Consider the following 22,909-nt stretch of genomic DNA (forward strand, 5'->3'; position numbering starts at 1 on the left):
GACATGCGCCGGGGCGAGATCTGGACCATCGGCGACCGCTCTGACCTGCGCTACCGCGTGCTGGTGCTCTCCGCCGACAGTTACAACGAGCGGGACAACGCGTCGCCGTACTGCGCGCCGATAGTGCGCCAGCGTGGCGTGACCGAGCTGCCGCCGTACGCGGTGGCCCTCACCGAGCAGGACCCGATCACCGGCGTCGTGGTGGTGAACCGGATGCGCCGGCTGCCCGCCTCAGTCGGCGCCGAGCGGATCGGCATGGTCACCGGCGCCAGCATGGCCCGGCTGACCGAGGCGGTCCGGGACCTCTTCGAGCTCTGACCCGCCCCGCGCCGCCCCCGAAAGCCGGACGCCCGAGCGGGTGACCCGCGCGCCGCGGGACGCAGGCGGCAGCCGGGCCCGGATGATCGGGGGATGTGTCCGGCCCGCGCGCTGGCGTAAAGCTGGAACCCGGACAGCGGACGGGAGGTCGCGGGTGGGTGGTCGGGCGCTGAGCGGTCAGCCGCCGGGCGCGGTGCTCGACCGGGCGGCCGCCGTGGAGCGGGCGGTCGGCCTGCTCGCCGGCCGGGCCCGCTGCCGGCTCGCCGACGCGTACCGGCACCTGCTGCGGATCGCCGCCGAGCAGCGCCGGCATCCGGCCGACGTGGCCGCCCGGGTGATCGCGTTGCTGGACCACGTGGACGGCCCGCCGCCGCTGCCGCCGGCCCTGATCGCCGACCGGCTCGCCGCGGTGGAGGAACTGGCGAACCTGGGCTGGGGCGAGTGGGACCTGACCACCGGCGAGGTCTACTGGTCGCCCCAGCTGTACCGGATCTACGAGCGCGACCCGGCGCTGGGGCCGCCGACCTGCGCCGAAGGGCCGCGCACCGGCGGCCTGTCGCTGCGCGAGGCCGCGTTCGCCGCGTCCGGCGACAAGGACCGGATCGAGGTGACCGAGCGGGTCCGGATCGGTGGCCGGATCCGCCGGCTGCGTACGGTCGCCGACACCGTCCGGGACGCCGACGGCCGGCCGGTACGCCTGTTCGGCGTCGTCCAGGACGTGACCGGACAGCAGGTCAGCGCCCAGCGGCTGGCCGAGGTGGAGCACGAGCTGGACCGGCAGCGCCGGGCCGCGACCGCCGAGCACGACCTGGCCCTGCGGTTGCAGGAGATCATCCTGCCGATCCCGGACGAGCCGATCGTGCTGCCCGGGCTCAGGGCCGCGGTCCGCTACCTGCCGGCCGGCCAGGAGACCATGGTCGGCGGCGACTGGTACCACGCGGGCGCCCTGCGCGACGGGTCGGTGCTGCTCGCGGTCGGTGACGTGGCCGGGCACGGCACGCAGGCGGCCAGCAACATGGCCCAGCTGCGCCACGCTCTGCGCGCGCTCACCGTGGTCGACAGCGACCCGGCCACCCTGCTGCGCCATCTCAACCGGCTCACCTGCGAGTTGGAACGCCAGACCCCGGAACTGGCGGTCACCGCGGTGATCGCGCGGTTCGACCCGTACCGCCGGGAGCTGGTGTGGGCGCAGGCCGGGCACCCGCCGCCGCTGCTGTGCCGCAACGGCCGGACCGCGCCGCTGGTGCGACCGGCCGGGCCGATGCTGGGGGTCGTGGAGGACGCCCGCTACGCCGCCGCGGTCACCGACCTGCTCCCCGGTGACGTGCTGCTGCTCTACACCGACGGGCTGGTCGAGCACCGCGGGCAGAGCCTGGATGCCGGCCTGGACGCGGTGATCGCCACGGTCGACGAGGCCGTCCGCGCCGCCCCGCAGCAGCCCCTGCCCGAGCTGGTCGGCCGGTTGCGCCGGGCCAACCCGGACGACGACACCTGCATCCTGGCGGTTCGCCCGTCGACCGGGACCACCCGGGACCTGCGGCACCTGGTCGGCCGGATCTGAAGCGGTGTTGCCGCCGCCTCGTATCGTCATCGGCAGTCGTCCGTGGATCCTCGGGGGGTGGGCGTTGCCGACAGTCGTTCGCCGTCCGGCCACACCGGACCTCTACCGGCTGGTCGCCGCGGCCCTGATCGTGCTCGGGGTGGGACTGGGGGCGACCGCGCTGGCCACCGTGCACCACCGGACCGCGCTGACCCGGGACATCACCGGGGTCAGCGGGCCGCTCAGCGTCAGCGCGCAGGACCTCTACCGGTCGCTGTCCGACGCGGACGCCACCGCGGCCACCGCGTTCCTCACCAGCGGCGCCGAGCCGGCCGCGCTCCGGCAGCGCTATCTCGACGACATCGCCCGGGCGAGCGCGGCGCTGACCGTGGCCGCCCGGGACGCCGACGACGCGGACACCGCGCGGCTCGCCGTGCTCACCGACCAGCTTCCGGTCTACACCGGGCTGGTGGAGACGGCCCGCTCCTACAACCGGCTCGGAATCCCGCTCGGCGGCGCCTACCTGCGCGAGGCGTCCGCCCTGATGCGCACGACGCTGCTGCCGCGGGCGCAGGATCTGTTCGAGTCCGCGCAGCGACGGCTGTCCGGCGCGCAGCGCGACGCGGCCGGCTTCCCCTGGGCGGTGCTGCTGCTCGGCCTGTGCACCGTGGCCGCGCTGGTCGCCGCACAGGTGCTGCTCGCCCGCCGGACCCATCGGATCTTCAACCTCGGGCTGGTCGCGGCCAGCCTGGTCGCGCTGGTCGCGCTGGTCTGGCCGGCGCTCGCGCTCAGCGCCGCGGCGCACCGGGTCGACGCCGGCCGGGGGACCGGCTCGGCGCTGGTCTCGGTGCTGGCCGACGCCCGGCGCGCGGCCCTGCAGGCCCGGGCCGACGAGGCGCTGACGCTGATCGCCCGGGGCAGCGGCGCCGCGTTCGAGACCGACTACCGTACGGCCATGCGGGACCTGACCGGCCTGCTCGGGGCGGCCGCCGCGCGCGCCCCGGAGTCCGACCGCGAGGTCATCCTGCAGGCCCGTGACCACGCGAGCCGGTGGGACCGGCTGCACGGCGAGCTGCGCCGGCTGGACGACAGGGGCGACTACCTGGCGGCGGTGGGGAGGGCGACGGCGACCGGTCCGGCCGACCCGCCCGCGGTGTTCGGCGCGCTCGACGCCGCGATCAGCCGGGCCCTGGCCACCGCCAACGACCGGGTGGACCGGCAGGCCGGGCACGGCCGCCGGGCCCTGACCGGCCTGGAGGCCGCCCTGCTGCTGGGTACCGCGGGCCTGGTCGCCGCGGTCCTGCTCGGCCTCCGCCCCAGGATCGGAGAATATCGGTGAGGCTGACCGCTCAGGAGGGAACCGTGCCGGTGCCGCCGGTGCCGCCGGTGCCGCCGGTGCCGCCGGTGCGGCCGATGCGGCCGGCGCTCGCCCTGCTCGTCGTGTTCGCCGTGCTCGCCGGCTGCGGCGCCGACCCGCGGCCGTGGCGCCCGACGACCGGCGCCACGGGCGTGCTGCCGCTGCCGGAGAACGTCCAGGACCCGGCCGAGGTGCCCGCCGCCGGCCCGGCCCCGACCTGCGTGCCGCGGGCCAGCCTGCGACCCCGCGGCGCGTTGCCGGCGCCGGGCCGGATGCCGGCCGGCAGCACGATGGCCCGGATCGCCGCTCGGGGCCGGCTGATCGTCGGCGTCGACCAGAACGCGTACCTGTTCGGCTACCGTGACCCGGCCAGCGGCGACCTGGTCGGTTTCGAGATCGACATCGCCCGCGCGGTGGCCGCGGCGATCTTCGGCGATCCGGCGAAGGTGCAGTTCCAGGCGATCACCACGGCCGACCGGATCCCGGTGATCCAGAACGGCTCGGTGGACATGGTGGTCCGTACCATGACGATGACCTGTGAGCGCTGGCAGCAGATCTCCTTCTCCACCGAGTACCTCGCCTCCCACCAGCGGCTGCTGGTCCGCAAGGGGTCCGGCATCCGCGACTTCGGCGACCTGGGCGGCCGCAAGGTCTGCGCGACCCGGGGCAGCACCAGCATCCGGACGATCGCGGCGCAGCCGTCCAAGCCGGTCGCCGTGGCCACCGACAGCACCCTGGACTGCCTGGTCATGCTCCAGCAGGGCCAGGTGGACGCGGTGTCCACGATCGACGTGCTGCTGGCCGGCCTGGCCGCGCAGGACCCGACGACCGAGGTGACCGGGCGCGCGGTCACCGACGAGCCGTCCGGGATCGGCATCTCCCGCAACTCGCCCGACCTGGTGCGCTTCGTCAACGGGGTGCTGGCAAAGATGCGCGCCGACGGCTCCTGGACCCGCAGCTACCAGCGCTGGCTGACCCCGCTCGGGCCGGCTCCGGCCCCGCCGGCTGCGGTCTACCGGGACTGACCGGTACGGTCTCTGCGATCTGTCAGCATCACCTGAGAAGAGCCGTATCCAGATGACATACCCCTACCCCGACGGCACCCCGAGCTCCGAGCCGCCCACCCAGGTGCCGACCACCCCGCCGCCGCACACCGGCGTCGCCCCCGACCTGGGCGTCCCGGTGGTCGGCAGCCTGCACGCCGCGGCCGCCGACCTGCACGAGTCGGTGGCCAAGCAGGTCGGCGCGCCGCCGCCCTACCCGGTCACCCCGCCGTACGCCGGTTACCAGACCCCGCCGTACGGTGGGTACCCGCCGCCGGCGTATCCCGCGCCGAACCTGGTCACGCCCGGCGGCCGGCTGGGCGCGCAGCTGCTGGAGGCCGTGCTGATCACGTTCACCGGCGGTATCGGCTGGCTCGTCTGGGCGTTGCTGATCTTCGGCCGGGGGCAGACGCCGGCCCGGCAGCTGCTCGGTCACGTGGTCGTCGACGGGCTGACCGGTCAGCCGTTCACCTGGGGCCGGATGGCGGCCCGCGAGCTGCTGATCAAGGGCCTGCTCGGGTACTTCGCCGGCGTGCTCACCATCGGGGTGTACTCGCTGATCGACGCGCTGATGGTCTTCGGGGAGCGCGCACGGACCCTGCACGACAAGATGGCCGGCAGCGTCGTCGTCTACAAGTGATCCGAGCGGCCCGGCCCACGGGCCGGGCCGCTCGACAAGTTCCCTCCCCGCGGCGGCGCGGCGCGCCTGAATCCTGCGGCGGTGCCGGGCGCCCGATCCTGTGGCGGTGCCGGGCGTCTGATCCTGCGGCGGTGCCGGGCGCCTGATCCCGCGGTCGTGCCGGGATCCGTCCTCAGCGGACGCCGGTGGCCGTCACAGCGGCCGGAAGATCAGCAGATCGCGGATCATGGCGAGCTGGTCCGGCGTCAGCTGCCGGCTGTGGATCAGCAGTTCCTCGGCCGAGGTCAGCCCGCCGGGCGCGCTGTCCCGGGCGCGCACGATGTCCTCGGCGAGCGCCTGCGGGATCTGCAGCGCGTAGGCCAGCCACTGCGCGGGGACGTGGTTGACGTCGACCAGGCCGCCGTCGTCGTACTGCCGGTTGGCCAGGTCCGGCCGGCCGATCCGCAGCTCCCACGCCATGGCCGGATCGGAGACGAGCAGGTTGCGTGCCTCCTGCCGGCGGGCCGCCCGGCGCGCGGCCGCGGCCACCGCCCGGTCCGGGCTGTGCGGCGGCGGGACCGGCGCGACCGGCCGTGGCGGGTCCAGCTTGCCGGCCAGGTGTTGCAGGATCGCGGTGTAGGCGGTGCCGCCCCACCAGACCACGACGACGTAGGCGAGCGAGAACACGGCGCCGGCCGCGGACGGCTCGGTGTTCGGATCCGAGTCGCTGGTGAGGCCGATGCCGCAGAACAGCGCGAGCGTCACGACCAGGAACGCGCCGCCGGCGTAGACATTCCGCCGCGACCGCAGCTTCCGGGCGCCGAGAAGGATCATGGCGAACGCGCCGAGCCCGAAGGAGCACAGCGGCACGAGGAACCACCACCAGGTGCTCGGCCAGCCGGCGCGGCGGGTGGTGGGCGGGTACGTCGACGGGCTGGGAACCATCGACTGATCCTATGATCGTGACCGGTCGTGCCGCCGCCGGGTGGATCCGCCCTTCGGGTGGCTTTCGACCCCGCACGGCCAGGTCCGGGTTCCGCCGCTCGGGCCGGATCCGGTGCTCGCTCAGCGCAGCCCCACGTCGACGCGGCTCCTCGTGCGCGGCCGGTGCGGCGCCATCTCGTCGTGCGCGGTCGGCGTGGTCCTGTCGTGCGGGGTCGGCGTGGTCCTGCCGTGCGCGGTCGGCGCCGTCCCGTCGTGCCCCGCCGTCGTCGTCCTGTCGTGCGCGGCCGGTGAGAGTGATCTTCCCGGGCCGGCGGGGCGAGCACGGCCGGATGCCGAGACGACCCGGAGATCAGGATCACTCGATTGCGGCAACCGGCCCGCGAACCGCTATCGTCACGCGTCACACCTGCGGGCCGCGAGCCGGGCCGCCACATACCCGGGGGAAACCGACCTCATGAAGACTGTCTCGCGCGCCGCGCTGGCCGCGCTCACCATGACCGCCGTCCTGCTCGCCGGCTGTGGCAGCGACGACTCCGGGGACAAGGCGCCGGCCGACACCGCGACCGCCGCCAACGGCGTCGCCGACCTGGAGGCCGCCGCGATCCTGGACCGGGCGAAGGCCGCGCTGAAGGGCGCGAAGTCGTTCCACGTCAAGGGCGTGATGAGCGATGAGGGCTCGGTGACCAACCTCGACCTGAAGGTCGCCGGCACCGACGTCGCCGGTTCGATCGAGTTCGGCGGGGCCAAGCTGGAGATGCTCTCCGTCGGCGGCCACCGCTACATGCGCCCGAACGACAAGTTCTGGACCATGATGGACTCGTCCGGCCAGATGGCGAAGACGATGGCGTCCCAGAGCGGCAAGTGGATCAAGCCGGCTGACAACGACACCAGCCTGGGCGCCTTCTTCGGCGCGGCGGACATCGACGAGCTGCTCAAGCCGGAGGGCACGGTCACCAAGGGCGAGGCCAAGACGGTCGACGGTGCGCCCGCGATCGGCCTGGTCGACAGCGGCGACGCCAAGAGCGTGCTGTACGTCGCCACCACGGGCGAGCCGTACCCGATCAAGATGGAACGCCCGGCTCCGGAGGGCCTGGCCTTCTCCGAGTTCGGTGCGACCTTCGCCGACATCAAGGAGCCGGCCGCCACCGACGTGATCGAGATGCCCAAGCAGTAAGCGATCTTTCCGCGTCCGGGCCGCCGTCACCTCGGCGGCGCCCGGACGCCCGCGCGCTCCGGGTCCGCTCCACGGGTCCCGGTCGGCGCCGGCCATGCTGACCACCGTTTCGATCCGCGCGCCGGCCAGCTCCCGGGCCCGGCCGGCGCGGGACGGCGGGCGGCCCCGGAGGCGTGCCGGGAGCGGAGCGTGGGACGGCGGGCGGCCCCGGAGGCGTGCCGGGAGCGGAGCGTGGGAGGGCGGCCGGCCCCGGAGGCGTGCCGGGAGCGGAGCGTGGGAGGGCGGCCGGCCCCGGAGGCGTGCCGGGAACGGGGCGTGGGAGGGCGGCCGGCCCCGGAGGCGTGCCCGGAACGGAGCGCGGGAGGGCGGGCGGCCCCGGGCGTACCGGGAAGGGGCGGAAGCCCACCGCGGGCCCGGGCGGAGGGCAACGCCGCGAATGCGGCGAAATCCGGGCAAGGTCTGACGTATGCTCGCGCGTCGCGGCGGGTAACGCTCAAAGATGATCCGGTACGGCGACGAGGTGGCGTCGATCGCCCGGGAGCTGCACGACCCCGGTGATCTCGAAATCGTGCTCGACCGCGCGGAGTCGGCCCGCGTGGTGATGATCGGCGAGGCCACGCACGGCACGCACGAGTTCTACACCTGGCGGGCGGCGCTGACCCGGCGGCTGATCGCCGAGCGCGGCTTCTCCTTCGTCGCGGTGGAGGGCGACTGGCCGGACTGCGAGCGGGTGAACGCGGCGGTCCGCGGCGTGCTCGGCGCCCCGGCCGACCCGCGGTCCGCGCTGCTGCGGTACGACCGCTGGCCCACCTGGATGTGGGCGAACGAGGAGCTGGTCGACTTCACCCGCTGGCTGCGCGAGCTCAACGAGGGCCGCGCGCCGCGGGGCCGGGCCGGCTTCCACGGCCTGGACGTGTACTCGCTGTGGGAGTCGATGCGCGAGATCCTCACCTGGCTGCGCGAGCACGATCCGGGCGCGGTCCGGGTGGCGCTGGCGGCCTACCGCTGTTTCGAGCCGTTCAACGAGGATCCGAACGCGTACGGCTGGGCCACCCAGCTGGTCAACGCGACCTGCGAGGACCGGGTCGTCGCGATGCTCGCCGAGCTGCGCGGCCGTGACTTCGGGGTGTGGCAGAACGCGGCCGTGGTGGCCGGCGCGGAGAGCTACTACCGGACCATGGTGCGCGGCGGCCCGGAGTCCTGGAACGGCCGGGACCGGCACATGGACGAGACCCTGGACCGGCTGCTCACCCGGTATGGGCCGGCGTCGAAGGCGGTGGTCTGGGCGCACAACACGCACGTCGGCGACGCCCGGGCGACCGACCAGGCCGACCACGGCGAGGTGACGCTGGGGCAGCTGGCCCGGGACCGGTTCGGCTGGGACGAGGTGCTGCTGGTCGGCATGGGTTCGTACCGCGGCAGCGTGGTGGCCGGGCCGCGGTGGGGCGACCCGATGGAGGCGATGGCGGTGCCGCCGGCGCGGGGCGGCTCGCTCGAGGAGATCCTGCACCTGACCGCGCCGCGGGATGCGCTGTTCGTGTTCCCGGCCGGGGACGAGCGTCCGGACCTGCTCACCACGGTGCTGCCGCACCGGGCGATCGGGGTGGTGTACCGGCCGGAGCGGGAACGCTGGGCCAACTACGTGCCGACCGTGCTCGGCGACCGGTACGACGCGTTCCTCTGGTTCGACGAGACACACGCGCTGCGGCCGTTGCACACACTGCGGGTGAACGCCCGCGAGCCGGAAACGTATCCGAGCGGTGTGTAATCGCGTTTGACCGAGTGATTAAAACGATCTTTCCAATGGTGGCCGTCCATCAACCTAGTGACGTGCACGGATGTCTGAAGGGTCATTGTTGTCTGACCGGGAATGCGCCCCGCCGTGGTGTGACGCGCATTACGCTGTGCATTCTGTCGATCTCCACTTCGGAATTTCCGGTACGGAACGGGGTGTTCATGAACAAGATTCTCCGCCTGCTGCTCGCCGCGCTGCTGAGCGCGTGCTGGGCAGCCGTCGCGGTCGCCCGACCGGCATCCGCGACCCTGGCGTCCGGGTACGTCCTGACCAGTTCGGCCGTCACCCTTCCGGCCGAACTGTCCGCGCTGGCGACCGGAAGGCGCATCCAGTACCTGTCCACGTCGATCACCGGGGCTGCCACCACCGCGACCGGCCTGGTCCTCACCCCGAGGACCGGGAAGAACAACCGGGTCGTCGCCTGGGCGCACGGCACCACCGGGCTCGCCGACCAGTGCGCCCCGTCGGCCAACCAGGCAGTGTTCTGGCCGGAGGCCCGCATCGCGGTGGCCGAGCTGCTGAGCCGGGGCTGGACGGTGGCCGCCACCGACTATCCCGGGCTGGGCACGGCCGGCGCGCACCCGTACCTGGTCGGCGCGAGCGAGGCCCGGGCGATCATCGACAGCGTCAAGGCGGCGCGCAACCTGGACGCCGCGCTGAGCACGCAGTACGTCATCGACGGCCACTCCCAGGGCGGCCAGGGCGCGCTGTTCGCCAACCAGATCGCTTCGTCCTACGACGGGAACCTGGTGCTGCGCGGCACGTCCGCCATCGCCCCGGTCAGCAACACCGACGTCATCGTGCCGTACATCCCCGGCACCCCCGAGCAGGGTTACCTGGTGATGGCGCTGTACGGCCTGAACGCCGTGGACCCCGGCGTGCAGCCGTTGAGCGTGCTCGCCGCCCCGGCCAAGGCCAAGCTGCCGGTGCTGGCCACCGGATGCCTCAACGAGATCCTGCTGGCGTACCGGGACCTCACCGCGGAACAGCTGGTGGTCGGTGGCGTGGTGCCCGACGCGGTGCTGGCCAAGTTCGCCCAGTACGACAACCCGGCGCAGACCGCACCCAGCGCCCCGATCCTGATCGTGCAGGGGACCGCCGACACCGCGGTGCCCTACGACGTCACCGCCGGCGTGCTGGTCCCGCAGCTGCAGGCGTACAGCCAGCCGGTGCGGTTCGAGGCGATCCAGGACGCCACGCACGACACCTCGGTGATCGAGTCGGCCGACCTGGTCGCCGACTGGATCGCGACCCGGTTCGCCTGACGCCGGCGCCCGGTCGTCACCGCGCCGGCACGCGGGTGACGACCAGGTGGATCGTCGTGGTCAGCTCGGGCGGATCGGGCAGCAGCGGGACGATCGCCGCGCGGGCGGCCGGCCACCGCGCGGCCGGGATCCGGCGCAGCACGGCCCGGCCGGTGTGCGAGCCGACCCAGGCGAGGAAGTGGTCGAGATCGCGGAACCGGCTGCGGACGGTGAACGGGGCGATGGTCGTACCGGAGAAGCCGGCCTCGGCCACCGCCTCGCGCAACCGGTCCGGGTCCTGGAAGGTCGCGGCCGCCGCCGGTGGGGCCGGCGGATCCTCCGCGTGGCTCGCCAGGGTCCGCATCACCGCGCGGTGGCGCGGATCGTGCGCCGCGAAGGTGCTGACGGCGAGCCGGCCGCCGGGCCGCAGCAGTTCCCGGTACGCCCGCAGCGCGGCCCCGGCGTCCGGCAGGAAGAACAGCACCAGCCCGGCGGTGACCACATCGAACGATCCGGGCCGGAACCGCGGCGCCTGCGCGTCGCCCAGCTCCACGGTCACCTGGGGCAGATGCGCGGCCGCCGCGCCGGTCAGCGCCACCATGCCGGGCGCCCGGTCGATCCCGGTCACCCGGCCCTGTGGCCCGGCCGCCTCGGCGGCCGGGAACAGCACCGCGCCGCGCCCGCAGCCGACGTCGAGCACCCGCTCACCGGCGGTGATGCCGGCCGCGTCGACCAGGGCCGCGCCCATCGGGGTGAAGAAATCCACGCCCACGCTGTCGTAGTCCGCCGCCACCTCGTCGAAGACGTCCATCGGTCCAGCCTGCCGAATGAGCGGTCCATCCGGGACGCCGTTCTGCCGCCGGCAGAGGGCGATTGCCGGTGCCCGCCTCGACCGATCCCGACGTGGTGCGTATCCGGCAAGGCTGCGGCATCGCTTGACTTAGCGGGCGCATCACTGTTCGTCTACCGCTGATGCTGTCACCTTCGCTCACCGACCGGACTGCCGAAGCGGAAGGATCGAGGGAGCGTCGATCGTAGAGGCGATGAGTGAATCGGCCTTACGGTGTCGGCCATGTCGGTACCGTTTGATCTTTGGGCCAGCGGGGCTGGGCGTCCACGGCCGGGCATCTGTCAATATCAACATCCGCTCAGCGACGCGGTCGCTTGTCAGGATGCCCTTGCCGGATTGCAGGAACAGATCAAGAACATGGCGAGGACGGACGGGGGAGCGGTCCGGGCAGCAGCGGGCTGGACGGTCAACGGTTCGCAGGCGCAGGGACGCACCATGCTGCGCGGTTACTCGAAATTGACGCTGCGCGCATACAACGCCGAAGCCGCCAACCTGTCCGGACGCTGAAGCCTTACCAACTGCCGGCCGCCGTCGGACGGCTGGGCAAGGTGGCCGCCACGATCGCCCGTCTCGGCAAGACGATGGACATCCGCATCACCGGCTGCGGGAGAGGCTCGCGCAGACCGATACTGATGGAGCTGACCGGCACCCTGTTGCAGTACGAAGAAGTTCCGGAGGCGCTGGAGTACCGTCAGAGTCCCAGCCGGACCCAGCGGCTCTGATCCGGCGCCGAAATCCGCGCCGACGGGGACGCGCCGGTGGTGCGAGGCGCCGGCGTCGGCCGGCAGCGGCGGAGTGTCGGCCGGGCCCGCGGCCTGCCCGCTATGGGCCGGCTCGGTGTCCATCTCGGATCGCCGGCCGACGCGGTGTGGCCGCTACCGTCGGCCAGTACGTCCGCAAGCTCAGGACGGCGGCGTGGGGACCTTGGTCACATCGACACCGCGTTTCCTGCGCGACACGATGTGGGCATGGTGGGCGGCATGAAAATCTGGCCCGGGAATCCGTACCCGCTGGGCGCGACCTACGACGGCGGCGGCACCAACTTCGCGATCTTCTCGGAGGCCGCCGAGCGGGTGGAGCTGTGCCTGTTCGACGACGAGGGCAACGAGACCCGGGTCGATCTGCCGGAGCGCGAGGCGCTGGTCTGGCACGGCTACCTGCCCCGCGTCGTCCCGGGCCAGCGGTACGGCTTCCGCGTGCACGGCCCGTACGACCCGGACCGGGGGCTGCGCTGCAACCCGAGCAAGCTGCTGCTCGACCCGTACGCCAAGGCGATCGACGGCGACTACCGCTGGGACCAGGCGCTGTTCTCGTACAACTTCGGCGACCCGCAGTCGCGCAACCACATCGACTCGGCCCCGTTCACGCCGAGGTCCGTGGTGATCAACCCGTTCTTCGACTGGGGCAACGACCGGCCGCTGAAGATCCCGTTCCACCAGACGGTGATCTACGAGGCGCACGTCAAGGGCATGACGATCAGCCATCCGGATGTCCCGGAGGACGTCCGCGGCACCTACTCCGGGCTGGCCCACCCAGTGATGATCGAGTATTTCCAGAGGCTGGGCGTCACCGCGGTGGAGCTGATGCCGGTGCACCAGTTCGTGCACGACAGCGGTCTGGTCGAGCGGGGGCTGCGCAACTACTGGGGTTACAACACGATCGGTTTCTTCGCCCCGCACAACGACTACTCGTCGTTCGGCGGCGCGGGCGGGCAGGTGCAGGAGTTCAAGTCGATGGTCAAGGCCCTGCACCAGGCCGGTATCGAGGTCATCCTGGACGTGGTCTACAACCACACCGCCGAGGGCAACCACCTCGGGCCGACGCTGTCGTTCCGGGGCATCGACAATCCGGCCTACTACCGGCTCGTGGACGGCGACCGGCAGTACTACTACGACACCACCGGCACCGGTAACAGCCTGAACGTGCGCCACCACGAGTCGCTGCGGCTGATCATGGATTCGTTGCGGTACTGGGTGACCGAGATGCACGTCGACGGGTTCCGGTTCGACCTGGCCGCGGCGCTGGCCCGGGAGTTCCACGAGGTGGACCGGCTGGCCGCGTTCTTCGACCTGGTGAATCAGGATCCGGTGGTGTCGCAGGTGAAGCTGATCGCCGAGCCGTGGGACGTCGGCGACGGCGGGTACCAGGTGGGCGGCTTCCCGCCGAACTGGACGGAGTGGAACGGCAAGTACCGCGACTGCGTGCGGGACTTCTGGCGCGGCGAGCCGTCCAGCCTGGGCGAGTTCGCGTCCCGGTTCACCGGCAGCTCCGACCTGTACGAGATCGACGGGCGCCGGCCGATCGCGTCGATCAACTTCGTCACCGCGCACGACGGGTTCACCCTGCACGACCTGGTGTCGTACAACGACAAGCACAACGAGGCCAACGGCGAGGACAACCGCGACGGGGAGAGCCACAACCGCTCGTGGAACTGCGGCGTCGAGGGGCCCACCGAGGACCCGGACGTGATCGTGCTGCGCGAGCGGCAGAAGCGCAACTTCCTGGCCACGCTGCTGCTCAGCCAGGGCGTGCCGATGATCGCGCACGGCGACGAGCTGGGCCGCACCCAGCGCGGCAACAACAACGTCTACTGTCAGGACAGCGAGCTGAGCTGGGTGGACTGGGTCGATGCGCGCGAGGAGGACGTGCTGACCCACTTCGTCCGGCTGCTCACCGAGCTGCGCGCCGAGCACCCGATCTTCCGGCGCCGCCGGTTCTTCACCGGCGAGCCGTCCGGCGACTCGAAGCTGCCGGACATCGCGTGGCTGCGCCGCGACGGCGAGGTGATGACCGAGGCGGACTGGAACACCCGCAGCGGCATGACCATGACGGTCTTCCTCAACGGGCACGGCATCCCGGAGCGCGGCCCGCTCGGCGAGGAGATCACCGACGACTCGTTCCTGCTGCTGTTCAACCCGCTCGACGAGGACGTGTCGTTCACCCTGCCGGCCCGCGAGTACGGCAAGACCTGGGAAATCGTCGCGCACACCGCCGACCCGCTGCTGGCCCGCCGCCGCAGGACCGCCCGGGCCGGCAGCCGCGTCGACGTCATCCGGCACGCCTTGGTGGTGCTGCGCTGCCGCTACTGACCGCCACGCCGGGCGCCCACCGGCCGTCCGGCGTGGTCAGTAGTTGTTGTACTTCACCGAGTGGTTCCAGGCGCCGCACGGGGTGTCGTAGCGCTTCTTGATGTAGTCCAGGCCCCACCTGATCTGGGTGGCCGGGTTCGTCCGCCAGTCCGAGCCGAACGCCGCCATCTTGCTGCCGGGCAGCGACTGCGGAATGCCGTACGCGCCGGAGCTGCGGTTCTCGGCCCGGTAGTTCCAGCCGCTCTCCTTGTTCCACAGCTTGTTCAGGCAGGCGAACTGGTCCAGGCCGAAGCCGGCCTTCAGGGTCAGCGCGCAGCCGACCGCCCGGCTGCCGCTGAACTCGCCGCACGAGCTCGGGATCGGGCCGGCGTACCCGACCGGGCCGCTGCTGCGCTGCTGGGCCGCCTTCTTCGCGGCGGCCACGCTGCGGTCCAGTTTGTCGGCGTACCCGGCGGCGACCTTGGCCACCGCGGCGGCCTTGCGCGCCGCGGCGCCCTCGGCCACGGTCACCCGGGCGCGGGCCGCGGCGTGCTCGTTCTGCCGCTGCTTGAGCAGTTGCATGTCGGCCAGCTCGACCTGCGCCGCATCCGGCGCCGCCGCGGTCGGCGCGGGCCGTTGCCGCCCGATGTAGACACCGCCGGCGGTGCCGGCGAGCAGCAGCGCGACGGACGCGGCGCGAATGGCGAGCCGGGTCACGGGGCCTCCTTGCGGCGTGCGGTCTCGGCACGGTACCAGGCGATCTTCTCGCGCACGCGCTCCTGCTCCCGTCGCAGCCGGGCGACCCTCTCGTCGATCTCCCGGTCGTGCTCGGCGAGCAGCTCGACGCGCTGCTGGGCCGCGTCCTCGCCGTCGTGCAGCAATTCGGCGAAGCGACGCAGCCGGGCGATCGGCATACCCGAGTCGCGCAGGCAGCGCAGCAACCCGATGCGGCCCAGATCGTCGTCGGAGAAGACCCGCTGGCCGCCGCTGGTGCGGGCGATGCCGTGCAGAAGTCCGATCCGTTCGTAATAGCGCAGTGTGTCGATGCTGACCCCGAGTTTCCCGGCCACCTCACCCGGCGTGTACGGCATCGCCCATCCCTCCCTCGACAGAGGCCGAACGTACCCGGATACCGTACGGTCGTGCGATCCGGAGTCCAGGCCCTGCACGTGGGCTGCGCGATGTGGTCCCTGAAGTCCTGGCAGGGCCGCTTCGCCCCGCACCCGCTGCCGCCGGGGGAGCGGCTGCGGGCGTACGCCGGCTGGTGCAACGCGGTCGAGGGCAACACCACGTTCTATGCCGTCCCGGCGCGCGAGACGGTGGCCACCTGGGCCGCACAGACCACCCCGGACTTCCGGCTGATTCCGAAGATCCCCAAGCGGATCACCCACGAGCTGCGGATGTCCGGCGCCGAGGAGGAGCTGCGGCTCTTCCTGGACGCCATCGAGCCGCTCGGCCCGCGCGCCGCGGCCCTGTGGATCCAGCTGCCCGGGTCCTTCGGCCCCGGTGACCTCGGCGTCCTGTCGCGGTTCCTGCGTGGCCTGCCGACCTCCTTCCGGTACGCCGTGGAGGTCCGCCACCCGCAGTTCTTCACCGATCCACGCCGTCTGGAGGAGGTGCTCGCCGCCGCCCGGGCCGAGTGGATCCCGTTCGACACCACCGCGTTCTTCGACCGCCCGCCGACCAGCGACGCCGAACGCGACGCCTGGACCAAGAAGCCGCGCATGCCCCGCCGTGACACCGCGCTGACCGACCGCCCGATCGTCCGCTACCTGGGGCGCGACGACACCGCCTCGACCGTGGCCGGCTGGCAGCCGTGGGTGCGCACGGTGGCCGGGTGGTTGCGCGAGGGCCGCTCGCCGACGGTGTTCGTGCACACCCCGGACAATGCCGACGCCCCGGAGCTGGCCCGCCGTTTCCACGCCGAGGTCCGGGCCCGGGTCCCCGGGCTGCCGCCGCTGCCGGAGCCCCCGCCGCTACCGGTCGACGAGCCGCTCACCCTGTTCTGATCGGGTCGTGCCCGGCCGGCGCGGTGTGCCGTTCCCGCAGGTGAGACGGATCTCGGACAGTTTCCCGCTGGGAGCAATGCTGAGAATGTGCCCGGAGGTGCGAGATGACAGAGAAGACCTACGCTGCGGAATTTGACCGGAAGGCGGCGGCCTGGCGCCGGAGCACCCGCAGCTACTCCGACAACTGCGTCGAGGTGGCCGAGCTGCCCGACGGTGGCCGCGCGGTCCGCGACTCGAAGAACCCGGACGGGCCGATCCTCTTCTTCACCCCGTCGGAGTGGGCGGCGTTCGTCGGCGGCGCCAAGGACGGCGAGTTCGACAACTGATCGGCGCCGGGAGCGAGCGGGCTCGGCGCCGTCCGGTGGCGTCGGAGGGGAGCGGGCTCGGCGCCGTCCGGCCGGCGTCTAAGGTGAGCGGGCTCGGCGCCGTCCGGCCGGCGTCGGAGGGCAGCGGGCTCGGCGCCGTCCGGCACGCGCTCGCCGGCTCACCGGTTGCGCGCCTCGCCGGCGCCCCCGCCCGGCCGGGAGCCCGGCGCGGACCACCGCCTCCTAGACTCGGCGGGATGAGTGACCTGGAACGGTTCGTCCGCGCCCAGGACGGCGGCGTCCACGAGCAGGCCCGCGCCGAGCTGGCCGCGGGCCGCAAACGCTCGCACTGGATGTGGTTCGTCTTCCCGCAGCTGGCCGGTCTCGGCTCCAGCCCGACCGCGCAGGCGTACGCGATCCGTGATCTCGCCGAGGCCCGCGCCTACCTCGCCCACCCGGTGCTCGGCCCGCGCCTGACCGAGTGCGCCGAGGCGCTGCTCGCCGTCGAGGGCCGCGCCGCCGCGCAGATCCTCGGCCACCCGGACGACCTGAAGCTGCGTTCGTCGATGACGCTGTTCGCCGAGGCGGCCGAGGATCCCGCGGTGTTCCGGCGGGTGCTCGGGCGGTACTACGACGGCCCCGATCCGCGCACCCTGGAGCTGCTCGGCCGGCCCGGGACCGGAGGCTGACCCCCGCCGGGACGGCGCCGATGCCACCCGGTCCCGGCGCCACTGTGTGCGCGGCCACGGCGGCGGCGCGGGCGGGTCGTTAGGGTCACCGGCATGATCGACAACGCCGCCCCACCGTTCGACGCCGTACTCTTCGACTGTGACGGGGTGCTCGTCGACTCGGAGCGGATCACGAACGGGGTGCTCCGCGCGATGCTGCACGAGCTCGGCTGGATGGTCTCCGAGGCGGACTGCTTCCGGATCTTCGTGGGGCGGGCGCTCCGCGACGAGATCGGCGTCATCACCGCCCACACCGGCGTCGCCGTGACCGAGGAGTGGATCGCGGAGTTCCGCCGGCGCCGCAACGAGGCCCTGCTGCTCGCGCTGGAGCCGATCCCCGGCGCGGTGGCCGCGGTGCACGAGGTCGACCGGATCTTCGGCGGCCGGATCGCCTGTGCCAGTGGCGCCGACCGTCCGAAGGTCGAGATGCAGCTGACGAAGGTCGGGCTGGACCGCGCCTTCGCCGGCAAGATCTTCAGCGGCATGGAGACGCCGCGCAGCAAGCCGGCCCCGGACGTCTACCTGGCCGCCGCGGCCGCCCTGGGCGTCGACCCGGCCCGCGCCGCGGTGGTCGAGGACACCGCGACCGGGGTGCGGGCGGGGGTGGCGGCCGGCGCCGTCGTCTTCGGTTACTGCCCGCCCGGCAGCCCGGCCCACCACCCGCCGCAGGTGCTGCTGGACGCCGGGGCGTCGCACATCCTGACCAGCATGGCCGATCTGCCCGCCCGGCTGACCCGGCGGCCCGACCCGGCGCCGGCCACACGGGTCGCCTGACCGCGGCGCGGCACGGCGTCGCGGGCGCGCGTCCCCGTCACGTCCGATCGGTCCCGGGCAGCGGCGTGATCGGCCGACCCGCCGATCAGCGTCCGTGCCGATCTGGAAGAGTCGGCGCTATGGCCGGGGACCTTTACGACGTCATCCATCGCCGCCGCGACGTGCGGGGCGAGTTCACCGGGGAGCCGCTCGCCGAGGGCGTACTGGAGAGGGTGTTGAACGCGGCGCACGCCGCGCCCAGCGTGGGCCTCTCGCAACCGTGGGACTTCGTGGTGATCCGCGACCGCGGGGTGCGCGAGGAGTTCCACCGGCACGTGCACCAGGAACGCGACGTCTTCGCGGCCACGCTCAGCGGCGAGGCCGCCGACCGGTTCGCCCGGATCAAGATCGACGGGGTGCTGGAGTCGACGCTGTCGGTCGTGGTCACCTACGACGCGGAGCGCGGCGGCCCGGCCGTGCTGGGCCGGCACGCGATCGCGGACGCCGGGCTGTACTCGGTGTGCCTGGCGGTGCAGAACCTGTGGCTGGCCGCCACCGCGGAGGGGCTCGGCGTCGGCTGGGTGTCGTTCTACCGGGAGGAGTTCCTGCGGGCGCTGCTGGGCATCCCGGCCGGGATCCGTCCGGTCGCGTGGCTCTGCCTGGGGCCGGTCAGCCGGCTGCACGAGGTGCCGGACCTGGAACGGCACGGCTGGCGGCGGCGCCGGCCGCTCACCGAGGCCCTGCATCAGGACCGGTGGTGAGCTCGCTCTGCACCTGCTCGGGGGCGCGCATCCGCCACGCGTCGGTGATCAGCTCGGCGAGCCGGGGCACGCTCACCGCGGGCAGGCGGAGCATGACCAGCGGCAGGCCGGCGTAGCCGGGGGCGGTGAAGAACAGCTCCGGTTCGCCCAGCAGCAGGGCCTGTTTCTCCGCCTCGTCGCCGACGTAGAGCACGGCGACGTCGGTGCGGATCACCCGCGGCTTGCCGGGCCGGCGCTCCGGATAGGACCAGACGAACCCCCGGTCGGCCACCCGGAAGTCGAAACCGGCACTGTCGATCTCGGTCACCTGTGGCAGCGCCAGGGCGAGCCGGCGTACGTCATCCGCGTCAGCCATGCCCAAGAGGATAGGGTCACGCCGTGACCGAACAGATCTGCGAGGTGGTGATCACGGCGCAGTCCGCGGAGTGGCTCGCCGAGTTCACCCGTGGCCTGGTGCAGCGGCGGCTGGCGGCCTGCGGGCAGAGCATCGCCGCGGTGCGCTCGATCTACCGCTGGCAGGGCGCGGTGGCCGACGAGGCGGAGGCCCGGGTCGCGTTGCACACCCGGCTGTCGCTGGTGGAGGCGATCGTCGCGGCGGCCGAGCGGGAGCATCCGTACGACGTGCCCTGCGTGCTGGCCCTGCCCGTCGTCGCCGGCAACCCGCGATACCTGCGGTGGGTGCTCGACGAGACAGCCGATCCGGCAACGGTCACCGGATGACCACCTCGGCCAGCCGGGACTGATCGCCGGCCCCGTTGCCGGCCAGCGTGACGATCCGTACGGCCGTGGCGCGCCGCGCGGCGAACGTGCTGGTGACCTCGACGGCGGTGTTGCCGCGCACGGCCGCGACCGTCTCCCAGCCGGCCGGCACGGCGACCTGCACGTCCCAGTCGCGCAGGCCGCCCCGCGCGGTGGTCACCACCCGCACCAGGCCGACCCGGTGCGGCCGGTCCCAGGCCAGCTGCCACCGGTCCGGCCAGCGGCGGCCGGTGGCGTCGTTCCACATGGTGCCCGGATCGCCGTCGATCGCCGCGCAGACCCCTCCGGAGGCGCGGGCCGACGAGGCGGTGACCCGGGCGGCCAGCCGCACCAGGGCGGCGTCCGGCGCCGGCGCGGTGACCGTGACCGGCACGTCGATCCGCCTGCCGCCACCGCTGACCCGCACGTGGTAGACCCCGGCGCGGGTGCCGACGGCGGCGCTGACCATGACCGGGACGCTGCGGGTGTAGCCGGGCGGCAGCCACGTCGAGATCAGTCTGCGGGGCAGGTGCAGTCCGGGCGAGGCGGCGAGCACCGCGTCGGCGTAGACCGGCGCCGGCCCGTCGTTGGTCATCCGTACCGTGACGGCACGGCCGTTGCACGGCCCGCTGGTGATCGCCAGCGTGGCCGGGTCGGCGGCCAGTCCCAGCAGCAGGCCGGCGGCGAGCCAGATCATGCCGCCACCAGCCCCGGCCGGGCCCGCTCGGAGACGAACGAGGCGCGCGTCGTGATCGTCCCGCCGGGCCGGGTGACCTGCGACATCACCCGATAGTCGGCGCGTATCCGGTCCGGGGTCAGCTCGCACCTCAGGTAGCCGCGCTGCGCGTTGGCGAACCGCAGGTGCGGGTTGTACCGCCGCTGCAGGTCCAGCTGCCCGGTGGTGTCGCTGCCGTCGCCGCCGCTGGTGATCGACGTGCCGACGAATTCCACGCCCACCACCGCCGGCCCGGCGTGCAGGTCGGCGGCGTAGTTGCAGTGGATGTCCCCGGAGAGCACGACGGTGCCGGGCATCCGGGCGGCGGTCTGCAGGATCCGCCGGCGGTCGGTCGCGTAGCCGTCCCACTTGTCCATGTCCAGCCGGTTGGCCGGGCCGCCGTACCGGCACTCGGCCATCATGACCTGCTGGGCGAGCACGTTCCAGCGAGCCTCGGAGCGGCCCAGCCCGTCCAGCAGCCAGTCGCGCTGGGCCGCGCCGAGCAGCGTCCGGCCGGGGCGGTCGCGTTCGGCGCAGCCGGCCCGCAGACCGTCGCCGCAGGCCTGGTCGGCGCGGTACTGCCGGGTGTCGAGCACGTACGCGTGGGCCAGGTCGCCGAAGCGGAACCGGCGGTAGAGCGACATGTCCGGGCCGGAGGGCTGGCGCGGGCGGCGCAGCGGTTGGTTCTCCCAGTAGGCGCGGTAGGCGTCGGCACGCCGGACCGCGAAGTCGGCGGGCAGCGCGCCGGGCAGGCGCGGCACCTCGTCGGCATAGTTGTCCTGCACCTCGTGGTCGTCCCAGGTGAGCACCCAGGGCAGCGCGGCGTGCGCCGCCTGCAGGTCCGGATCGGTGCGGTAGAGCGCGTAGCGCATCCGGTACAGGTCGAGGGTGTCGGTCTCCAGCTCGAAGGTGTCCGGCAGCCGCAGCGCGGGGTCCATCCGGCTGCCGCCGACGCTGTTGATCGCGCCCTCGTAGATGTAGTCGCCGAGGAAGAACACCAGGTCCAGATCCTCGGCCGCGAGGTGCCGCCAGGCGTCGTAGTACCCGTCGGTGTAGGACTGGCAGGACGCGGTCGCGAACCGCAGCCGGCGCGGCGAGGCGCCCCGGGCCGGCGCGGTGCGGGTGCGGCCGGGTGGGCTCAGATGGGCGCCGGCGCGGAAGCGGTAGTGGTACTCCCGGCCGGGGCGCAGGCCGCGCACGTCGACGTGGACCGAGTGGCCGTACTCCGGGGCGGCGGTGGCGGTACCGCTGCGCACCACCCGGCGGAACCGGTCGTCCTCGGCGACCTGCCACGCCACCGGGTAACGCACCGGCGGGACGCCGCCGGCCGGCTCCAGCGGGCGCGGCGCCAGCCGGGTCCACAGCAGCACGCCCTCCGGCAGCGGATCGCCGGACGCGACGCCCAGGGTGAACGGGTTCCGCAGCCGGGGCGCCGGGAGCGTGCCGAGCAGCGCCGCGCTGCCGAGCATGAAGAGGCGGCGGCGGGGAAGTCGCAGCATACGCACTCCTAATCCTGACATTTCGGACAGGCTACGTCGCGGGTCACCGGCTCGCGGGCGACGTAGCCGGATGTACATGTGCCGGAAACCCTCTTCGCGTGCGGGAAACACGGAATTCATGCCAGCATTCATCCACGGTCGTCGAGATCGCGTACCTCTTCGGTGTCCCCACTCGATCCCGATCGGAGCACCATGCGATTCCTCACCCGCATGCTGGCCACCGCGGCCGTCGCCGCGATCACCGCCGGCGTGCCGGTCTCCCCGGCCCGGGCCACCCCGCCGAACATCCCCTCCAAGGCCACCGCGCAGACCCAGCTGAACACGCTTACCGTCGCCGCCGAGGCGAACGCGGGCACCTACGACCGGGACCTGTTCCCGCACTGGATCACGATCAGCGGCACCTGCAACACCCGCGAGACCGTGCTCGAGCGGGACGGCTCCGGCGTGGTCGTCAGCTCCTCGTGCGCCGCCACCAGCGGCTCCTGGTACTCGCCGTACGACGGGGCCACCTGGACCGCCGCCGCCGACCTGGACATCGACCACGTCGTGCCGCTCGCCGAGGCGTGGCGCTCCGGCGCCAGCGCCTGGACCACCAGCAAGCGCCAGAGCTTCGCCAACGACCTGACCCGCCCGCAGCTGATCGCCGTCACCGACGACGTCAACCAGACCAAGGGCGACCAGGACCCGTCGACCTGGCAGCCGTCGCTGTCGTCGTACCGGTGCACCTACGCGCGGATGTGGATCGCGGTGAAGTACTACTGGGGCCTGACGTTGCAGTCCGCGGAGAAGACCGCCCTGCAGGGCATGCTCAACACCTGCGCCTGACCCTGGTCCGCCTGGCGGCGCGTGCCCGGCGATGTCGGCCGGGCGGGCGCCGCCGGCCGCGCGGGCGCGCCCGGTAGGGCGTGCCCGGCGATGTCGGCTGGGCGGTCGGTGGGGTCGGGTGTGCCGGATGCCGACGGCTGGGCGGTCCGGTCCGTCGGCATGGCCGCGGCGGTGGCTTGAGCGGTCCGGTCACGGCCGCCGCGGGGAAGAACCTTTCCCGATACGACCTGGGCGTCCCGCCCGTGGTCACGCGCCCCGTACCGGCCCGCGCGGGCGGTCCCGGCTCCCGGTCGCCCGGCGAGCGCCGGACCGCTCCGGAGCGGCCGCGCCGGCGGTCGTGAACGCCGCGGCGAGCGCGGGCGGTGACTGGCTGGCGCCGATGCCGAGCGGGTAGCCTCTGCCGCGCCATGTCAGAGCCCTCCCGCCTCCGCGTGCCCTCCTGCCGTCCCGATCCGGCCCGCTCCCCAGCGGCCGGGGAACCGGCGGCCGGGTCGCTGCCGGGCCCTGCGGCCGGGTCGCTGCCGGACTCGTCGGCCGGGTCGCTGCCAAACTCATTGGCCGGGTCGCTGCCGGGCCCATCGGCCGGATTGACGCCGGGCCCGGCGGCCGGACCGGTGCGGGGC

General features: G+C 73.3%; 25 protein-coding genes. 18 read left to right on the forward strand and 7 right to left on the reverse strand.

All coding sequences use genetic code 11. The features are described 5' to 3' along the window. Nucleotides 1–3: 3 nt before the first annotated feature. From ACTEI_RS13640 to ACTEI_RS13660, 5 genes are all read left to right on the forward strand, one after another. Nucleotides 4–318: a type II toxin-antitoxin system PemK/MazF family toxin gene (locus ACTEI_RS13640; RefSeq protein ID WP_122977999.1), complete on the forward strand. Its 315-nt coding sequence runs from the start codon at nucleotides 4–6 to the stop codon at nucleotides 316–318. Between the two features lie 154 nt (nucleotides 319–472). Beyond that, nucleotides 473–1,879 (forward strand): PP2C family protein-serine/threonine phosphatase, encoded by a 1,407-nt coding sequence (locus tag ACTEI_RS13645; protein ID WP_239082589.1) that lies wholly within the window; start codon nucleotides 473–475, stop codon nucleotides 1,877–1,879. Nucleotides 1,880–1,943: 64 nt separating this feature from the next. Continuing rightward, complete coding sequence (locus tag ACTEI_RS13650) at nucleotides 1,944–3,197, forward strand: hypothetical protein (RefSeq protein WP_122978000.1); 1,254 nt, start codon at nucleotides 1,944–1,946, stop codon at nucleotides 3,195–3,197. Further along, nucleotides 3,194–4,240 carry a glutamate ABC transporter substrate-binding protein gene (locus tag ACTEI_RS13655; RefSeq protein WP_203723755.1) on the forward strand — a complete coding sequence of 349 codons (1,047 nt, stop codon included), beginning with the start codon at nucleotides 3,194–3,196 and terminating at the stop codon, nucleotides 4,238–4,240. Before ACTEI_RS13650 ends, ACTEI_RS13655 begins: the two co-directional genes overlap by 4 nt. A 52-nt stretch (nucleotides 4,241–4,292) precedes the next feature. Continuing rightward, nucleotides 4,293–4,898, forward strand: a complete 606-nt coding sequence (locus ACTEI_RS13660; RefSeq protein WP_122978001.1) for an RDD family protein — start codon at nucleotides 4,293–4,295, stop codon at nucleotides 4,896–4,898. Nucleotides 4,899–5,090: 192 nt separating this feature from the next. On the opposite strand, the gene ACTEI_RS13665 is transcribed toward ACTEI_RS13660, so the two are convergent. Further along, entirely contained in the window at nucleotides 5,091–5,822 is a 732-nt protein-coding gene (locus tag ACTEI_RS13665) for a hypothetical protein (RefSeq protein ID WP_122978002.1), read from the reverse strand. 454 nt (nucleotides 5,823–6,276) lie between these two features. Here ACTEI_RS13665 and ACTEI_RS13670 point away from each other — a divergent pair, with 454 nt between their 5' ends. The 3 genes from ACTEI_RS13670 to ACTEI_RS13680 all read left to right on the forward strand — a co-directional run bounded on the left by ACTEI_RS13670 (nucleotide 6,277) and on the right by ACTEI_RS13680 (nucleotide 10,056). After that, nucleotides 6,277–6,996 carry a LolA-like protein gene (locus ACTEI_RS13670; RefSeq protein WP_122978003.1) on the forward strand — a complete coding sequence of 240 codons (720 nt, stop codon included), beginning with the start codon at nucleotides 6,277–6,279 and terminating at the stop codon, nucleotides 6,994–6,996. Between the two features lie 499 nt (nucleotides 6,997–7,495). After that, nucleotides 7,496–8,764, forward strand: a complete 1,269-nt coding sequence (locus ACTEI_RS13675; RefSeq protein ID WP_122978004.1) for an erythromycin esterase family protein — start codon at nucleotides 7,496–7,498, stop codon at nucleotides 8,762–8,764. 188 nt (nucleotides 8,765–8,952) lie between these two features. Then, on the forward strand, nucleotides 8,953–10,056 hold the full coding sequence (locus ACTEI_RS13680; RefSeq protein WP_122982129.1) for an alpha/beta fold hydrolase: 1,104 nt from the start codon (nucleotides 8,953–8,955) through the stop codon (nucleotides 10,054–10,056). Between the two features lie 16 nt (nucleotides 10,057–10,072). On the opposite strand, the gene ACTEI_RS13685 is transcribed toward ACTEI_RS13680, so the two are convergent. After that, entirely contained in the window at nucleotides 10,073–10,846 is a 774-nt protein-coding gene (locus ACTEI_RS13685) for a class I SAM-dependent methyltransferase (protein WP_122978005.1), read from the reverse strand. A 261-nt stretch (nucleotides 10,847–11,107) separates the two neighbouring features. Between ACTEI_RS13685 and ACTEI_RS13690 the strand changes: the two genes are divergently transcribed. From ACTEI_RS13690 to glgX, 3 genes are all read left to right on the forward strand, one after another. Continuing rightward, complete coding sequence (locus ACTEI_RS13690) at nucleotides 11,108–11,392, forward strand: SNIPE associated domain-containing protein (RefSeq protein ID WP_239082588.1); 285 nt, start codon at nucleotides 11,108–11,110, stop codon at nucleotides 11,390–11,392. Between the two features lie 41 nt (nucleotides 11,393–11,433). Beyond that, the gene (locus ACTEI_RS38280; protein WP_239082587.1) at nucleotides 11,434–11,607 is read left to right on the forward strand and encodes a hypothetical protein; all 174 of its coding nucleotides are present in this window, start codon (nucleotides 11,434–11,436) and stop codon (nucleotides 11,605–11,607) included. Between the two features lie 258 nt (nucleotides 11,608–11,865). Next, on the forward strand, nucleotides 11,866–13,974 hold the full coding sequence (gene glgX / locus ACTEI_RS13695) for a glycogen debranching protein GlgX (RefSeq protein ID WP_122982130.1): 2,109 nt from the start codon (nucleotides 11,866–11,868) through the stop codon (nucleotides 13,972–13,974). A 36-nt stretch (nucleotides 13,975–14,010) separates the two neighbouring features. Here glgX and ACTEI_RS13700 read toward each other — a convergent pair whose 3' ends face one another. Both ACTEI_RS13700 and ACTEI_RS13705 read right to left on the reverse strand, forming a co-directional pair. Further along, a complete protein-coding gene (locus tag ACTEI_RS13700; protein ID WP_122978006.1) occupies nucleotides 14,011–14,670 on the reverse strand; it encodes an aggregation-promoting factor C-terminal-like domain-containing protein in 660 nt (219 codons plus the stop codon). Further along, a complete protein-coding gene (locus tag ACTEI_RS13705; RefSeq protein WP_122978007.1) occupies nucleotides 14,667–15,044 on the reverse strand; it encodes a MerR family transcriptional regulator in 378 nt (125 codons plus the stop codon). The genes ACTEI_RS13700 and ACTEI_RS13705 overlap by 4 nt, the downstream gene beginning before the upstream one ends. Nucleotides 15,045–15,134: 90 nt before the next feature. Between ACTEI_RS13705 and ACTEI_RS13710 the strand changes: the two genes are divergently transcribed. From ACTEI_RS13710 to bluB, 5 genes are all read left to right on the forward strand, one after another. Continuing rightward, entirely contained in the window at nucleotides 15,135–15,962 is an 828-nt protein-coding gene (locus ACTEI_RS13710) for a DUF72 domain-containing protein (protein WP_122978008.1), read from the forward strand. Between the two features lie 104 nt (nucleotides 15,963–16,066). Beyond that, nucleotides 16,067–16,288, forward strand: coding sequence for a DUF397 domain-containing protein (locus ACTEI_RS13715; RefSeq protein ID WP_122978009.1), 222 nt, complete (start codon nucleotides 16,067–16,069; stop codon nucleotides 16,286–16,288). Between the two features lie 236 nt (nucleotides 16,289–16,524). Then, nucleotides 16,525–16,956: a DUF1810 domain-containing protein gene (locus ACTEI_RS13720; protein WP_122978010.1), complete on the forward strand. Its 432-nt coding sequence runs from the start codon at nucleotides 16,525–16,527 to the stop codon at nucleotides 16,954–16,956. A gap of 93 nt (nucleotides 16,957–17,049) precedes the next feature. After that, a complete protein-coding gene (locus tag ACTEI_RS13725) occupies nucleotides 17,050–17,769 on the forward strand; it encodes an HAD family hydrolase (RefSeq protein WP_122978011.1) in 720 nt (239 codons plus the stop codon). Between the two features lie 119 nt (nucleotides 17,770–17,888). Next, nucleotides 17,889–18,509: a 5,6-dimethylbenzimidazole synthase gene (bluB, locus tag ACTEI_RS13730; RefSeq protein ID WP_122978012.1), complete on the forward strand. Its 621-nt coding sequence runs from the start codon at nucleotides 17,889–17,891 to the stop codon at nucleotides 18,507–18,509. On the opposite strand, the gene ACTEI_RS13735 is transcribed toward bluB, so the two are convergent. Further along, nucleotides 18,478–18,864 (reverse strand): MmcQ/YjbR family DNA-binding protein, encoded by a 387-nt coding sequence (locus ACTEI_RS13735; protein ID WP_122978013.1) that lies wholly within the window; start codon nucleotides 18,862–18,864, stop codon nucleotides 18,478–18,480. The two genes, bluB and ACTEI_RS13735, sit on opposite strands and share 32 nt — an antisense overlap. 23 nt (nucleotides 18,865–18,887) lie before the next feature. On the opposite strand from ACTEI_RS13735, the gene cutA reads away from it, so the two are divergent. After that, entirely contained in the window at nucleotides 18,888–19,229 is a 342-nt protein-coding gene (gene cutA, locus ACTEI_RS13740) for a divalent-cation tolerance protein CutA (protein WP_122978014.1), read from the forward strand. Here cutA and ACTEI_RS13745 read toward each other — a convergent pair. Beyond that, a complete protein-coding gene (locus ACTEI_RS13745) occupies nucleotides 19,219–19,944 on the reverse strand; it encodes a hypothetical protein (protein ID WP_122978015.1) in 726 nt (241 codons plus the stop codon). The two genes, cutA and ACTEI_RS13745, sit on opposite strands and share 11 nt — an antisense overlap. After that, entirely contained in the window at nucleotides 19,941–21,461 is a 1,521-nt protein-coding gene (locus tag ACTEI_RS13750; RefSeq protein WP_122978016.1) for an alkaline phosphatase D family protein, read from the reverse strand. The genes ACTEI_RS13745 and ACTEI_RS13750 overlap by 4 nt, the downstream gene beginning before the upstream one ends. 210 nt (nucleotides 21,462–21,671) lie before the next feature. Here ACTEI_RS13750 and ACTEI_RS13755 point away from each other — a divergent pair, with 210 nt between their 5' ends. Then, the gene (locus tag ACTEI_RS13755) at nucleotides 21,672–22,286 is read left to right on the forward strand and encodes an HNH endonuclease family protein (RefSeq protein WP_239082639.1); all 615 of its coding nucleotides are present in this window, start codon (nucleotides 21,672–21,674) and stop codon (nucleotides 22,284–22,286) included. The last annotated feature ends 623 nt before the right edge of the window (nucleotides 22,287–22,909 follow it).

The organism is Actinoplanes teichomyceticus ATCC 31121, assembly GCF_003711105.1.
GTDB lineage: Bacteria > Actinomycetota > Actinomycetes > Mycobacteriales > Micromonosporaceae > Actinoplanes > Actinoplanes teichomyceticus.